General features: G+C 28.6%; 12 protein-coding genes. All 12 read left to right on the forward strand.

Annotated elements, in window-relative coordinates; translation table 11 throughout:
• The first annotated feature begins 626 nt into the window (after window positions 1-626).
• The 12 genes from L3J60_RS11955 (at window position 627) to L3J60_RS12010 (ending at window position 13,880) form a co-directional block, all read left to right on the forward strand.
• On the forward strand, window positions 627-1,277 hold the full coding sequence (locus tag L3J60_RS11955) for an RteC domain-containing protein (protein WP_291975795.1): 651 nt from the start codon (window positions 627-629) through the stop codon (window positions 1,275-1,277).
• Between the two features lie 263 nt (window positions 1,278-1,540).
• Window positions 1,541-1,819: a helix-turn-helix domain-containing protein gene (locus L3J60_RS11960; RefSeq protein ID WP_291975782.1), complete on the forward strand. Its 279-nt coding sequence runs from the start codon at window positions 1,541-1,543 to the stop codon at window positions 1,817-1,819.
• Between the two features lie 513 nt (window positions 1,820-2,332).
• The gene (locus L3J60_RS11965; protein ID WP_291975784.1) at window positions 2,333-2,974 is read left to right on the forward strand and encodes a hypothetical protein; all 642 of its coding nucleotides are present in this window, start codon (window positions 2,333-2,335) and stop codon (window positions 2,972-2,974) included.
• Window positions 2,975-3,435: 461 nt separating this feature from the next.
• Entirely contained in the window at window positions 3,436-3,885 is a 450-nt protein-coding gene (locus L3J60_RS11970; protein WP_366837314.1) for a hypothetical protein, read from the forward strand.
• A gap of 79 nt (window positions 3,886-3,964) precedes the next feature.
• The gene (locus tag L3J60_RS11975) at window positions 3,965-4,693 is read left to right on the forward strand and encodes a DUF6577 family protein (RefSeq protein WP_291975786.1); all 729 of its coding nucleotides are present in this window, start codon (window positions 3,965-3,967) and stop codon (window positions 4,691-4,693) included.
• Between the two features lie 24 nt (window positions 4,694-4,717).
• On the forward strand, window positions 4,718-5,797 hold the full coding sequence (locus L3J60_RS11980; RefSeq protein ID WP_291975787.1) for a nucleotidyl transferase AbiEii/AbiGii toxin family protein: 1,080 nt from the start codon (window positions 4,718-4,720) through the stop codon (window positions 5,795-5,797).
• Between the two features lie 11 nt (window positions 5,798-5,808).
• A complete protein-coding gene (locus L3J60_RS11985; RefSeq protein WP_291975788.1) occupies window positions 5,809-8,124 on the forward strand; it encodes an ATP-binding protein in 2,316 nt (771 codons plus the stop codon).
• Complete coding sequence (locus L3J60_RS11990) at window positions 8,114-9,190, forward strand: hypothetical protein (protein ID WP_291975790.1); 1,077 nt, start codon at window positions 8,114-8,116, stop codon at window positions 9,188-9,190. The genes L3J60_RS11985 and L3J60_RS11990 overlap by 11 nt, the downstream gene beginning before the upstream one ends.
• Window positions 9,183-9,893 (forward strand): hypothetical protein, encoded by a 711-nt coding sequence (locus L3J60_RS11995; RefSeq protein ID WP_291975791.1) that lies wholly within the window; start codon window positions 9,183-9,185, stop codon window positions 9,891-9,893. Before L3J60_RS11990 ends, L3J60_RS11995 begins: the two co-directional genes overlap by 8 nt.
• 1 nt (window position 9,894) lies before the next feature.
• Window positions 9,895-11,781, forward strand: coding sequence for a DNA methyltransferase (locus L3J60_RS12000; RefSeq protein WP_291975792.1), 1,887 nt, complete (start codon window positions 9,895-9,897; stop codon window positions 11,779-11,781).
• A 1,146-nt stretch (window positions 11,782-12,927) separates the two neighbouring features.
• Window positions 12,928-13,212, forward strand: a complete 285-nt coding sequence (locus L3J60_RS12005; protein WP_291975793.1) for a helix-turn-helix domain-containing protein — start codon at window positions 12,928-12,930, stop codon at window positions 13,210-13,212.
• Between the two features lie 326 nt (window positions 13,213-13,538).
• Window positions 13,539-13,880, forward strand: a complete 342-nt coding sequence (locus L3J60_RS12010) for a hypothetical protein (protein ID WP_291975794.1) — start codon at window positions 13,539-13,541, stop codon at window positions 13,878-13,880.
• Window positions 13,881-14,375 lie beyond the last annotated feature (495 nt).

Below are 14,375 nucleotides of genomic sequence, written 5' to 3' on the forward strand. Positions count from 1 at the left end.
AACGCATTTGACAAGGTTTTATGCACCAAGATACTAAAAACTGGTCTTTTTTGAACCCTATTTTGGTAATAAAAACAACTAAAAACACTATTAAAACTATCTTCTTGTAATAAAATAGGTTCGACTATTTATTTTAATATATTTGAGGTGTAGGTTTTACCTACATCTTTTTCATAGCAATTTTCACCATCTCTATTATAGAGGTGGTGTTTTGTTTTAAAGGAATTGCAACCTCTTTTTTGATGTATGTAATTGTTTATTAAATCATTGTAAAAATTTTAACAATTACGGTTTTACCGTAATTATAATCGAGAAAAATATTTTATTTTCAAAACCTTTTTTAAAATAACCAAACACCAATAAAAATTAATGGTTTTTAAATTTTTTTAAAATAGATTTAAACAGATTTTATAGGTGTATAATAAAATAAATTGTGAAAAAAAAACTATGAAAAAATCCTATCTAATGTAGAGAAGGAATTAAAAATAATTGAATTAGAGAATAATAACATAATTAAAACATCAGAATTAAGCATCAAATTAATAAACCGTAACCTTAAAAAAATTAGAAAATCAGTTATAGCAACTCCTTTTAAATCAATAAATGAAGAAATCGAGTTTTTCAAACTGATAAAACCAAAATTGGCATCTAGGCTTATCTATTATATAAGAGTATTCAATATACAAACTAAAAAACCTCAAGGTAGTTTAAAAGTTAAAAAGAAATATTTAAATAACGAAATTCAAAAGCTAGAATATTATTTCTTTGATAATTTAGAATTGTACCAATACTTTAAGAGAAAAGAAAGTAATTTAGATAAACAGTATTTCCTTAGAAATAAACAAAATATTCGAATTCATACCGATAGTTTTAACTCATATATTGATGATGATTTTGCAACAAATTACGAAGCCACGTTTACAAAATTTATTGGGTATGAATTAGTAATACAATTTCTACAAAATGAAATTAAAAAGTTAGTAACAGAGCAAAATTTTAAATCAAATTCAGAATCTATAAAATCAACCTTAAATTGGACTGGTAATAAAGTTGGTTTGGTAGAACTTATTTATGCTTTACATACTGCTGGGGTAATTAATAATGGCGCTGTTGACATCAAAGAGTTAGCTTCCGCCTGTGAACGTGGGCTAAATGTTGATTTAGGGGATTACTACAGAACATTTCTCGAAATACGTTCTCGTAAAATGAATAACACTAAATTTATTGATTTATTAAAGGCAACCCTTGTAAATCGTATAGAAGAATCAGATAAGTAAATGCCCAACTTGGGTATAATTATTTAAAATTAAGAATTAAACATATTTGTTTATTTTTTATAAATACAAATGTATTTTTTAATTCAAATAAAGACAATTGTATTTAATAAAAATGTTTAAAAAATCTTCATCAACTTGGGTTTAACTTGTGATTAAAATACAATAAACAGCTTCAAATTTGTCCAATGAAAGTCAAATAACAATAAAGCACATGATTGTTTTGATTTTTATAAATAAATATAAACCAAAAATTGTATAAAAGAATGCCAGTAAACATTATTACACCAGAAGATTTAAATGAATTTAAAGATGAATTGTTAGATAACATTAAAGAAATGATTACACATCAATCAGGAATAAAACCAAAGAAGTGGTTAAAATCTCCTGAAGTCAGAGATCTCTTAAGTATTTCTACCGGCACATTACAAAACTTAAGAATTAATGGAACACTACCTTACACTAAAATTGGGGGTGTCATTTACTACGACTACGATGAAATTTTAAAAATATTAGAAGAAAATAGCGTAAACAAAAAGTTCTAATCTATTAATCCCCTTGAATATTATCAAATTGTTCAAGGGGTAAAAAATAATACGCTAACCTATTTTCATATTAGTAGCACAAAATTTGAAATCCGATAGTCAAATAGTTGAAGATTCCCAAAAAAATAGATGAATTGGCTTTTTTAAATTTTGGTAGTAATATTAAAAATATAAAAGTGAAAACTAAAACCTCTTTTTCGAAAGAATATACACTTAAAAACTTCGAGATCAGGAACGTAGTGACGCGTAGTTTTAAGCGTGGTTCTGTAAAGCAGAAATTCCTACGAAAAAGTGTCCTTTTTTGATTCGTTTTTTAGACGAGTAAAAAATGAATAGAATCACTCATTGAAAACAATAAATCACTATGACCTAATACCACATATAAAAAGTGAAGCACCCCTAATAATAAAACATCATCTTGAAGATGTCAAGCTGAGCTTGTCGAAGTTTTGATTCAGGATCTCCTGTACAAAATCTATAATTACAATGAAGGAATTAATCAAATAAAAAGCTATGAACTATATAAAACATCTCAACAGTGTATTTTTTCAATTCTCAAAAGACAATAGATTAAACCCAACACATATAAGTTTATATATTGGCCTATTTCAAATATGGAATTATAACCGATTTCCGGAAGAATTTTATGTGAATAGAGAACAAGTAATGAACTTCTCAAAAATTGGTTCAAAATCAACATATCACCGTTGTATAAGAGAGTTACACCATTGGAAATACCTAAATTATTACCCATCACATAATCCTTATAAAGGAAGTAGAATTAAGTTGTTCCAATTTGGGTCAAGTGATGAACAAGTAGTGGACTTAAACCGTCCCATATCAGAACAAGCATTAGTACCTTATATAAACATAAACAAACCAATAGAAAACATAAATAAACAGATAGATAAAAAAGAAATTTTATTTTTTTTTAAAAATAAGAACTGGCCAGAATTACAAGCAAATAAATTTTTTAATCATTATGAATCGGTAGGTTGGAAAAAAAGCAATACTCCAATTAAAAATTGGCAAGCAGCAGCAGAGAACTGGATACTGAATTTAAAAGATAAAAAAGAAAAAACAATAATACCACTATCCCATAATCAAGACAACCTCCATACCAATCAAAATAAAAATTACAATGAACCTCTTTAAAAAATTTACAATTAAGAAAATTCGACCTATTTAAATTTCTGTAAGAATTCAAGTTTTAGCAGCGGTATAGCACCCAAAGAGCACAGCGGTCTGGGTGCGATAGTGAATTAAACGCTAGAATTTAAAGAAATTGAAATCAGTCTTGATTTTTTGTTTCGTTTTGCATTAAGGCAAAATGAAAAGAACAAAAAGAAACTAAAATTTCAATTTGTTAAAATCAATCAAAAAAATTAACCACTATGAATCCATCACCACACATCAAAACCGAAGGCACCTCAAAATTCCAAATAGGAGAAATTAGAAACAATATTATTCACTACGATTTCGAAAAAATAAAAACCTACCTCAACATCAAAGGTCATAGTTTATTCGGAAAAAACTTCAAAATATACAAAGAAGACGAGCCACTAATTTTCAAACTATGCTGTTACTTCATTCAAGATCATTACAGCTGTGCTCAAATGGGAATCGACACTAACAAAGGAATATTACTTTCTGGTCCAGTAGGTTGCGGAAAAACTTCTTTAATGAAATTACTACCACACTTAGCACCACACAAAACAAATTACGAAATGGTTCCAACACGAAACATCGTCTTCAATTTTAATGCAATAGGTTTTGAAGTAATTGAAAAATATAGCGAAACTAAAAACTATTGCTTTGATGATGTAGGAATAGAGCCAATAGGCAAACACTTCGGAGCAGATTGCAATGTAATGGGTGAAATTCTTTTATCTCGTTATGACATCTTTTGCCATCCTGAGCGGAGTCGAAGGATAATTACACATATCACCACCAATCTCAACGCACAAGAACTTGAAGAACGTTATGGAAATAGAGTACGTTCTAGAATGCGCCAGCTATTTAATTTAGTAGCATTTGAGTCAAATTCAAAGGACAAGAGAAAATAAAAACGATTTTAAATTAAGTTTTGGCATAAAATTAGTAATTTGCCGAAACTTAATTATAATTTAAGAAAAGAACGGAAACTTGAATAGTACACTTGAAAATAGAATTATTACTTACTTTGAGAATGGTAAAAACCTTACTAGAGAAAAATTGCTACAGGCAATTTTAAATGATTTCCCTGATTGGAAAGAAAGTACCATCAATGTATATTTATCTAAATTAAAAAAAAGTGGAATTATAAAAAATCCATCAAGAGGAGTGTATAGTGTTGAAAATAGAACTACTTTTCAACCATCAATTGATATAAACTTAAAGAAAACCTTTAACAAAATAAAAAAAGAATTCCCTTTTATTAATTTTTGTGTTTGGAACACAAAGTGGTTAAATGATGTTATGCGGCATCAACCTTTTAAACAATACCAAATTATTGAAGTGGAAAAAGATGCAGCAGAGCAAGTCTTTAATGTATGGAATGAAAAAGCAAAAAATGTATTTTTAAATCCTAGTTCTCAAATTTTTGAAAGATACATTAACAATGCTAAAGATGCTATAATTATAAAGTACCTAGTGTCAGAAGCTCCATTAAACAATGTGAATAATGTGGTAATTCCAGCGTTAGAAAAACTGTTAGTAGATATGTTAATTGATGTGGATATATTCAGTGCACAGCAAAGCGAAATAGAATTTATATATAACAGAGCTTTTAGTAAGTATCAAATCAATAGGAATAAAATGAAACGGTATGCACTAAGAAGAAATAGGGAAAGTAAAGTAGAAGAATTAATAAATTTAACTTTGGCACAACTATAATATTTTGCCAAAACTTAATAAATAATGATTGAATCAAAATCATACCATTTAGATTGGATTATAGAAGTCCAAAAGAACATTGGAACACGTGTAGATCCAAAACTGATTGAAAAAGTAATCTATGCATTACTATTTTTAGAACAGTTAACATTGAATGGATTAAATTTTATTTTCAAAGGAGGTACAGCCTTGGTATTGGCAACAAAAACCCCAAAAAGATTTTCAATAGATATTGATATAATTACAGAGCAATCACCTAAAGAAATTGAAATAATTTTAGAAAAAATAAGTCAAGGAACAGTATTCACGCACTGGGCTGATGATAACAACAGAAAACATACACAGGATGTGCCTATTGGTCATTATAAAATGTATTATAAAAGTAATGTGGATAATAGTGTAGAACCCATTTTACTCGATCTTTTATTTACGTCAAATCCATACCCAGAATTAATGGAAATTCCAATGAACCACCCTTGGCTTGCAACATCTGGAGAAGTGCTTACAGTTAAAATGCCAACATTTGACGCTATTTTAGGAGATAAATTAACAGCTTTTGCACCTAAAACCACAGGAATTCTATATGTAAAAAATAGACCTGTAGAAATTATAAAACAATTATATGATATTGCATTTCTATTTGATAATATGGTATATTTAGAAATTGTAAAAAGTAGTTATAACAAAATAGTAAAAGAAGAAATTGGTTTCAGAAAATTGAAAATTGGAGTTGCAGAAGTGTTAAAAGATACTTGGAATGCTTGTTATACATTAGCTGAAAGAAATACAAAATCAGAAGAATTTAAGCATTTGCAATTGGGTATAAGAAACTTCACTAATTTTACAATTTCAAAATTTTCCATTGAAGAAGCAATAATAGCTGCTGCAAAGGTTGCTTACCTAACAGTATTAATTAAAAGTAATTTTTATGGAGTAATTGAAAAATATAAAACACCTTTAGAAATAAAAGATTGGCTAGTTGAAGAACAAGACTATAACAAACTAAACAAATTAAAAAAGAACAATCCAGAGGCGTTTTACTATTGGTATCAATCATTCTTATTAAATTCAAATAATGGTAAAAACACTAAGTCAGAAAGTTAAATCTAGATAAAATGGACGAAAAAAAGATTAGAGAGGAGCTAACTCATATATTAGCTGTTGATCCAAATAATTATAATAAGATATTAGAACTTTCGTCAAAACTAGTAAGTTTTGATAATGATAACATTCGCTTTAGTGTAGATGCAGGTATCATTGATAGATTAGGGACGGAATTAGTCGCTAGGCAAGAAACAGCCGTTTCAGAATTAGTTAAAAACGCTTATGATGCGGATGCCTTAAAAGTATCCTTGACATTTGAAAATTCTGATTTAACTGGAGGAACTTTGTACATTGAAGATGATGGGCTAGGAATGACAAAAGAACAGCTAGTAAATGGCTTTATGAGATTGTCTTCTACGGACAAACTACGAAACCCATTTTCTGAAAGATATAAAAGAAAAAGAGCTGGACAAAAAGGAATTGGACGATTTGCGGTACAAAGATTAGGTGAAAAATTAACAATAACTACACAAACAAAAGATGATGATATAGCGTTAGTTGTATCATTTAATTGGGAGGAATATCAAGGGGATAAAGATTTATCAAACATTACCAATAAAATTCATTCAATTCCAAAAAGAAAAGAAGAAGGCACAATCTTAAAAATAGAAGGGCTTAAAGATAAGTGGACTCAAGCTGCTATAAAGCGTATCTATAGATATGTAAGTGCCATTATTCAGCCATTTCCACTATCAGAACAAATAAAAGAAGATGAAACTGAAAATAAAGAAATAATTGACCCAGGATTTAAAACAATTTTTAAAAAACGAGACAATGATAAATCAATTGTAATTGCTGATGAATCTAAAATGATTTATGACCATGCTCTAGCGGAAATAGAAGGATGGATAGATGATAATGGTCTTGGAATTTATTCTATTATTAGTAAAAAATTAGGTATTGAAGAATATGGTGAAATTGGTAGTGACCCCGATGATATGACAGTACCTTTTTCAAAACTAAAAAGGGTTAAGTTTAAGGCATATTACTATATATATAAAGTTGGATTAATTCCAAGAATGCACGAAACTAGTATTATAAAATTATCAAGAATATCTGGTGGAATACGACTCTATAGAAATGGGTTTAGGGTATTACCTTATGGAGAACCAAAGAATGATTGGTTAAAAATGGACGCTTCTGTTAGACAAAGGTCTATTCTGCCAGTACATGGTAATCATAACTTTTTTGGATTTGTTGAATTAACAGATACAGAAAAAGTCTTTAATGAAACTTCTAGTAGAGAAGGACTTGTTGAAAATGAAGCATTCATTCAATTGCAAAATTTCATATATAGAACCTTAATTACAGGTGTTATTAAAGTTGCAGAAGTAAGAAATGTTAAAATTGCCTCAGGCCAACAAAAAGAAGGAAAAATATATGAAAAAATTGAAGTAAGAATTAAAGATATAGCTCATACTCTTGAAGCATTAGACCTTGAGTTAGAAAAAGAAGAAGGAAGTATTCAAGTTAAAAGAAAGAGAAGAAAAAAAATACAAAAACTAAAGAAAGATATTGAACAAGTAGCCGAATTACAAAAAGCAGAAACTAGTAAAATGCTTAAAGAAAAATCAATGCTACGTGTTTTAAGTAGTGTAGGCATAACCATAGGGCAATTTATTCATGAAGTACGAGATTATGTAAGTAGTATGGAATCTGATGTGAAATTTCTTTTAGAAAAATTACGTTCAGATACGGCTTTAACAGAAAGGCTTTTAATTTTAGATAAAAATATTACAACTTTTAAAAGCTATACATCTTATTTTGATAATGTAGTTTCTCAAAATGTAGTTAGAGAACTAAAACCTATTGAAATACAGAATGTAATCGAGAATTTTTGGAAATCTATACACAATGATGCAAAAAAGAGTAATATTGAGTTTAAGATACCAATTAGAAAAGGCTCTTACCTATATACAAGACCTATGCATCCTTCTGAGTGGTCGTCTATTTTGTTTAATTTTTATACCAATGCTAAAAAAGCGATAAAAAGAACAAAAAAGTCAGGGGAGATTAAAATTGAATGTGGATTATTTGAAAATAATATATACTTAGAATTTTCGGATACAGGAGACGGTATTTCAGAAGAAAATGAAGAAAAAATATTTGATGAATTTTTTACAACCACTTCTCCAAATACCTTACAAGAGATTGATACAAGTAATGAAATAACGGGTACAGGGCTAGGTCTAAAAATAGTAAAAGATATTGTATCGAGTTACAGAGGTAAAATAGAAGTAGTTTCTCCAAAAGAAGGATTTAACACGTGTTTAAGAATAGAAATACCAATAGCAACAGAAAAAGAATTAGACGATTATGGCATATAAAATATTATACATAGATGATTTGGATACAAAAAGTCGCGAAAAGGATATTGAAAGTTTAGGCTATGAAGTTAAATTGTATAACCCTACTTCAAATATATCTGATTTATTCGAACAACTTGAAGAATTTAAAGGCGTTAATGCATCTGTATTAGATTACAGGTTAACAAAAGGAGACAACAACGCCTGTTTTGATGCGCCAACTCTAGCACAAACACTTAGAACAAAACATAAAGAAGACTTACAAGATTTCCCTTTGGTTTTAATGTCAAATGAAGATATTAAAATTGCAGAATATGATAAAGATTTAACCAGTCAAGATTTATTTGATTTTGTTTTAACTAAACAAGAATTTTCTAATAATATGTCAAATTTTAAGAAAAAACTAAACTCTTTTATTAAAACGTATGAAACAATAAAGCTTAATAAATTTGATTTAACTAAAATTCTTAATATTGATGATGAAAGTATTTTGCATTCTAGAATTAAATCTAATACAATAAAAATAGGTAGTAACATCTTTATGCTAAGTAACTTTCTTTATTACGAAGTTATCAGACCTATTGGCGTGTTAATTGGAGAAGATGTATTATCTGCAAGACTTGGTGTTTCAAAAGAATCCAACGATTGGGATAAATTATTAGAATCTATAAAACCTAGTTTTTATACAGGTATATTCTCTGATTATCATAACAGATGGTGGATGGATAAAATAAATAAATGGTGGAATGAAACAATAACACCTGAAACTTCTTTAAGAAGATTAAATGCAGATGAAAGAGTCGGCTTATTAAAGGATAAATTAGGTTTAAAGGATCTTATTCCTTTAACTAAAACAAAACATGCTGTTAGTTCAAATTTCTGGACAATCTGTAAAAACTCTAAAGAACCAATAGACCCTTTTGATGGCATAGAGCTTTTAAAAGAATATCATCCTTGGCAAGAAAAAGAGTACTTTTCAATAGACTCTGCTTTAGCTGGAAAAACAGAAGTTTACAAAAATCAAATAAGTGCTATTGATAAAAAAGCGATACGTGAATTAGTTAAAAAAGAAAGAGTAAATGGATAGTTGGAGTTTGAAAAATTTAAAAGATGATCTTAGTAAATTTTTAAAGCTCATACAAGATTATCAAATTGGTGATTTTAGTACTTTATATGATTTTCAGGGTAAAATAGAATCATTAAATTCATTTGAATACTGTTTAAAGGACATTGTTTTTAACTTAAATAAAAGGATTTCAGGATCAATTCCAGAAAATTTAAATAAATATAAAATTACATTAGACAATACTATTTCATTAAATGAAAACGATTGTTCAATAAATGATAATATTAATAAGTATTTATTTGAGTTAAATATTGATGGTTATATTTCTACAAACATAGAAGATGGAAAACCTTACAAAAGTTGTTGGCATTTAGATAAGCATATTGAAGGCGCTGAACCAAAATATACACATCCCACATACCATTTTCATTTTGGAGGTGAATATCTTGAAGGATTAGATACAGGAGCTCTATCAATTTTTTCAAGCCCAAGATTACCACATCCACCAATGGACATTTTTTTAGGATTTCATTTTATTATTTCAAATTTTTATAGTACAAAAGAATATAATTTTGTAGAGAAATTATTACATAATTATGACTATCAACAAATAATAAAAAGAGCTCAAGAAAGATTATGGACTCCTTACTTTAAAGCTTTTGATTCTACAAATACACATCAAGACTTCACAATGAATAGGGTATTTCCATTGTACATCAACTAATATGAATCAAAACATACTAAAATATTTAAATAATTATTCTTACGATACAAAAGATGTAAATCGTCTTTTAGTTTCCTCGTTTTTGGTTGTTAATAATATTGAAAAAGTAAAAAATAAATTCATCAAAGAATTAGTAATAACAGATAAAAAAGAATTCAAACAAGTAACCGAGTTTATAAAATTATTTGACAAACAAACTTTTGCTATAGAAGAATTAATTGAACTTTTTGAATTTGTTATTTCTCCTCAAGATAAAGAAGTAAATGGAGCTGTTTTTACTCCTGAATATATAAGAACATATATTGTAAAAAACACTATCAAAAAATATAAAGACAAGAATCTAGAAAATTTAAAATTTGGGGATATAGCTTGTGGTTGTGGTGGTTTTTTTAAAACAATAACTGAAGTTTTAAAAGAGAAAACAAATAAGAGTTGTTTTGAAATATTTAGAGATAATATTTACGGTTTAGATATTCAAGAATACAGTATTAAAAGAACTAAAATATTACTTTCTCTACTGGCAATTTTAAATAATGAAGACAATGAAGAGTTTACCTTCAACTTGTTTTGTGGTAATGCATTAAGTTTTGATTGGGAAACTGTAAATTCATTGAAAAAGAATAATGGCTTTGATATCATTGTCGGGAATCCGCCTTATGTAGGAGCTTCTAAGATGGATGAAGAAACAAAGTCGTTATTAAAAAACTGGAGTGTTTCATCTTCAGGTAAGCCAGACTTATATATTCCATTCTTTGAAATTGGAATGGAAAATTTAAACGAGAATGGAGTTTTAGGGTATATAACAGTAAATACGTTCTATAGAAGTTTAAACGGAAGATCGGTCAGAAGTTATTTTTCAAAAAATAAATTTGACATCTCAATTATAGATTTTGGAGGGGAACAATTATTTAAAAAGAGATCAACCTATACTTGTATTTGCATTATTAGTAAACCTCAAAGTACGGTCATAAAATATATAAAAAGAATAAGTAGTAAGATTAATAAAATAAAGGAGAAAGACTATATCACAATTCCATACACTAATTTGGATGATTTTAATGGATGGTATTTAATAAACAAAAAGAATATTAATCTAATAACAAAGATTGAAAGTTGTGGCACTTCATTAGGTGAAAAATTTGAAATCAGAAATGGTTTTGCTACGCTCAAAAATAATATTTATGTCTTTAACCCCACAAAAGAATCTGATGATTATTTTTATTTAGAAAGGGATGATGAAGAGTTCAAAATTGAAAAATCAATTTGTAAAAATGCGATAAAACCCAATACCTTAAAACACGAGTCTAAAATTGAAAGTAATACTGAAAAATTAATTTTCCCTTATACTATTGATGTTGAAAATAAAGATTTGTTTGACAAGGATAAAAGAAGATTAAAAATATTAGAGGAAGATACATTTAAATTAGATTACCCTTTTGCATATCAGTATTTAGTATCTCAAAAAGAAATTTTGTCTCAACGTGATAAGGGTAAAAAACAATATGAAAAATGGTATGCTTTTGGAAGAAATCAGGCACTAACCTTAAACGGTTATAAGTTGTTACTACCTTATATCACTAATCGACCTTGTTTCGTGTACACTTCAGATTCAGATCTTTTATTTTATAACGGGTATGCAATTCTTTCTAATTCAATTGAAGAACTAATTGTTTTACAAAAAATACTAATGTCTAAAATATTTTGGTTTTATATTGTAAATACAAGCAAACCTTATGCAGGAAACTATTTTTCTGTTGCTAAAAATTACATTAAAAATTTTGGTGTATGTGATTTAACAAATGATGAAAAAGTAGAATTACTCAGTTTAAATAATATTAATGAAATAGATAATTTTCTTTTAAAAGTGTATAATTTACAACTAGATTAATCCCCCATCTCCAGCATTATTCCATTTCGTTAGCACTCCATTGCATAAAGCTTCCAATTCCGCACATAAAAGCTTACTGATAAAGTAAGCATTTACCGTTGCCTTTGCACTTTTTAAATCCGTTTCCATAAGAATAATGGCAACAAAATAGCATATTTAGCAGGTAATAAGGTGTTCGTCAATTGCTCCATTTAGTTCCATAAAATACAATTACAAGGGCATTTTAGTAATAAAATGTCATTGCGAACACAGTGAAGCAATCTCATAATTCAAAACTAAAAACTTAACATTAAACTCCCTTGTACTTGCCATTCGTTGCACTACAATTTGTGCTCCAGCAGGTGCTCATTGCAGCGCACTCACTTATTTTATTGCACACATTCCACACTTTCCTCACGCACAGCTACTTTTGCCCCCAAACCCTTTAATGTTTTGCTACGCAAGACTCTTTATTGGGTACAACCGCTGTTTCATAATTTTGGCTCGCCTGCTGCTCACTTCGGGCTAAAAAAGGTTGTCACAGTTTTTGAAAGCATAGCCCAAATAAATATTTAAATAGTGCTTTTAGAATTATAATTATTTTTTAGATTTATTTAGACAAAAAATCAAAGAATAGTTTGCACTATGGTTTTATTTTTTAACGACAATAAAGCAGAAAATAAAATAATTATATGGACTGTTTAGGTATTTATTTGGGCTTCAATTTTGCATATGAAATAACCGCTGCAAGTAATTATTAACATTCAATAAATTAGAATCTCTAATTCCATTTAGAAACATTCATATTTCACACTTTACAGCGGATAATCACATATTGCAAACGCGCACAAGAGCAATGTATTTCGTTCATTATTTCCCCCATAAAGTCACTTAATATCATTTAAAATAATTGTCATCCTGAGCTTGTCGAAGGACACTACATAAATTGCACTTGTCTTTGCCCTCGCTTCAAAAACACCGCCAACCTTGCGTGTGCCACGTAGTTGTTACACACACTTTTGCCGATGGCAACGTGCTATTGCCACAACACCCTACGTTCATCTCGCCGCCGGCTCGCCTAAATGCTATCGCATTTTTGCTTGCGATTACCTGTTTTTAAATATTGAACAATTGTGCTTTAGTTATTGAACAATAAAACAAGCTATTATGATTAGTAAAATAATTCAAATTCAAGAAATAACAGTAGATGAATTAGCGGATAAAGTGGCTGGAAAACTCCTTAATAAAATTGATGTTTATCTTAAAGGGTATGCAATAAAAAATGATGATACAATACTGACAAGACAAGAAACAGCCAAGTTTTTGAAAATAAATTTATCTACACTTTGGAGTTGGTCAAAAAAAAGAATCTTAATTCCATTTGGTATGGGTAACAGAGTATATTACAAAAAACAAGAAATAATCGATTACCTAGAAAACCATAGATTGTAACTAAAATAAAAAATAAAAAAAGATAGCAAAATTCGGTTGCTCCCTCCACCAGCCACACAGCAACTATCAAGGTCAAGCCCTATGGGTTTTGAAAAAAATCTCCACCTCACTAAAGTTCACTTCCGATTTTTAATAAAAACACAGGTTGTATTTTTCTCAAAAATCTTGACAGTCGCACCCGCGCAACCAATTAACGAGCTTTCTTTTTCCTTTTTCTTCCAATTTAAATATATGCGCGAAGCAGGGCGGAGCGTGAAGAAAGAGTTCAGTGAACTCTTTTAGCGAAAGAGCCAGATGGTGCAAGGCATAATTTTAATTGAGTTACTATGTCAAATTTTGAAATCAAAACCTATAGAAGCGGAAGAACCTATAATACACCGCACTTTTTTATCTTGTCTAAAGGCCTAAACAGTGGAAAACCAATGAATCAGCCTTGTCCAAACTGTTTTGTAATTATAACCACTTCAGAAGAAACCCGGGAGTCTTTGTATTACTTATGTTTATCTCTTAAAATTGGTCAATACTTCAGCTATTATTTAAAAGGAAGTGTAATTCCATTTATATTCATTTCAGATGCTAAAAAAGTAATGCAAACAGCACTTCAAAACAATCAGAAACAAAAATGGAATATTAAAGTTGAAAAACTTAAAAAAAATCAATGCTTTTGAAGAAAACCTACAGCAGCAACTTAAAACAATTAAGCAATTAAAAATTGCCTTGTTGAGGTATTAAAAAGGACTTCAAAAATAGAATTAAAACATCACCATGAAGATATCATGCTTAGCTTGTCGAAATGTTCTTCAAAATAAATTCAAATTCTAAATTTATCCCGGAATCATATTTTACAAAATTCAATCAACCTTTATCAAAAACCATTATAAATTAAAAAATCTCATATGTTTTAACTCTTTTTTTATTAAATTAGTGGTTTAACAAAATTGCAAACTAATAAATCAATAAAATTTAGTTTTATCCCTTATATATAAAAGGATATAGGTTTGTTGTATTATTATATAATGAGTTAGGAGCCATTAAATAGTCGAACCTATTTTATTACAAGAAGATAGTTTTAATAGTGTTTTCAGTTGTTTTTATTACCAAAATAGGGCTCAAAAAAGACCAGTTTTTAGTATCTTGGTGAATAAAACCTTGTCAAATGCGTT

The sequence above is a fragment of the Lutibacter sp. genome (assembly GCF_021647475.1).
GTDB lineage: Bacteria > Bacteroidota > Bacteroidia > Flavobacteriales > Flavobacteriaceae > Lutibacter.

Excerpts from the sequence above, each read along its gene's own strand:
- L3J60_RS12005 (WP_291975793.1), top strand. The coding sequence starts at position 12,928 with ATGATTAGTAAAATAATTCAAATTCAAGAAATAACAGTAGATGAATTA.
- L3J60_RS11995 (WP_291975791.1), top strand. The coding sequence starts at position 9,183 with ATGGATAGTTGGAGTTTGAAAAATTTAAAAGATGATCTTAGTAAATTT.
- L3J60_RS11960 (WP_291975782.1), top strand. The coding sequence starts at position 1,541 with ATGCCAGTAAACATTATTACACCAGAAGATTTAAATGAATTTAAAGAT.
- L3J60_RS11985 (WP_291975788.1), top strand. The coding sequence starts at position 5,809 with ATGGACGAAAAAAAGATTAGAGAGGAGCTAACTCATATATTAGCTGTT.
- L3J60_RS12000 (WP_291975792.1), top strand. The coding sequence starts at position 9,895 with ATGAATCAAAACATACTAAAATATTTAAATAATTATTCTTACGATACA.
- L3J60_RS11965 (WP_291975784.1), top strand. The coding sequence starts at position 2,333 with ATGAACTATATAAAACATCTCAACAGTGTATTTTTTCAATTCTCAAAA.
- L3J60_RS11980 (WP_291975787.1), top strand. The coding sequence starts at position 4,718 with ATGATTGAATCAAAATCATACCATTTAGATTGGATTATAGAAGTCCAA.
- L3J60_RS11990 (WP_291975790.1), top strand. The coding sequence starts at position 8,114 with ATGGCATATAAAATATTATACATAGATGATTTGGATACAAAAAGTCGC.
- L3J60_RS12010 (WP_291975794.1), top strand. The coding sequence starts at position 13,539 with ATGTCAAATTTTGAAATCAAAACCTATAGAAGCGGAAGAACCTATAAT.
- L3J60_RS11970 (WP_366837314.1), top strand. The coding sequence starts at position 3,436 with ATGGGAATCGACACTAACAAAGGAATATTACTTTCTGGTCCAGTAGGT.